The sequence below is a fragment of the Marivita sp. genome (assembly GCF_051859345.1).
In the GTDB taxonomy this organism is placed as follows: Bacteria; Pseudomonadota; Alphaproteobacteria; order Rhodobacterales; family Rhodobacteraceae; genus Marivita.
This window is the reverse complement of the sequence record NZ_JBHYFV010000107.1, coordinates 1-909: the sequence shown is the minus strand read 5'-3', so window position 1 is coordinate 909 and position 909 is coordinate 1. Positions and strand designations below refer to the sequence as shown.

Below are 909 nucleotides of genomic sequence, written 5' to 3'. Positions count from 1 at the left end.
GCGATAGAATTGCTCGTCGCGGCCATCTTTCGAATAGGCGAAGCGTTATATCGTATCGTGGGTCACCCGGATCGGATGACGTTCGAGCCGCATCCGGCCTGCGATCTGCTCGCGTGACCGACCAGCCTTGAGCCGCTCTTCCACCGCAGCTTTCAACTCAGGATGCATAATCATCTTGCGATGGATCGCACGGCGACATTTGTACATGTCCTGCGCATTTAACGCGTGATAGCCATTCAGCTCCGGCAATTCTTTGTCGCGATAGTAATTGCGCTTCAGTGCGCGATAGATCGTGGACGGAGCACGACCCAGCCGATCCGCCATCTCTGGAACCGGCATTTTGGCTTCACGCCACTCGGCAAGCTTCCGGCGCTCTTCCAAACTCCGGTGAGGGTAGCAGCGTCCCATTCGACATCCTCCATGCAACATTATGTTTTGATACAGAATTTGCACTTCGTTTGTGAATCCACCCCTGACGGCTCAAGGGTCGTTGCGACGTTTTCCGCTATCTCACAGTTTCACCATGGGGTCTGATGCCGGAGAGTGCAGAATCCTAGGCTAAGGCGATTTAATCACTTTTTTGACCACCTGTATTCGCCGGTGAGAAGGATGTGGGCCCATCCGAGTGGCGAGATGTGCGCTAGCAGATCTGGTGAACAATCCAGACAGTCGCGTTGGCGCGCCGTGACAGCTTGGCCAAGGTGCTTGGTGTTCCAGTAAATGATGATAGCGGCGAGCAGGTTCAGCCCGGCCATTCGGAAGTGCTGGCCTTGGGCTGTTCGGTCACGGATTTCACCTTGGCGACCAATGCGCAGGGCGTTTTTCAGCGCATGATGCGCTTCGCCCTTATTCAGGCCGATTTGGGCACGGCGCTGCATGTCGGCATCCAGCAGCCAATCGATGATGAAC

Annotated in this window: 1 protein-coding gene and 1 pseudogene; both read right to left on the bottom strand. The window is 55.6% G+C overall.

Annotated features, from left to right (window positions below):
* Window positions 1–48 precede the first annotated feature (48 nt).
* Window positions 49–408: pseudogene (locus ACTIEN_RS22260) on the bottom strand (transposase); the annotation flags it as partial.
* A gap of 164 nt (window positions 409–572) precedes the next feature.
* Window positions 573–909, bottom strand: a 337-nt coding sequence (locus tag ACTIEN_RS22255) for a Tn3 family transposase (RefSeq protein WP_439525319.1), incomplete at its 5' end; no start/stop codon positions are given.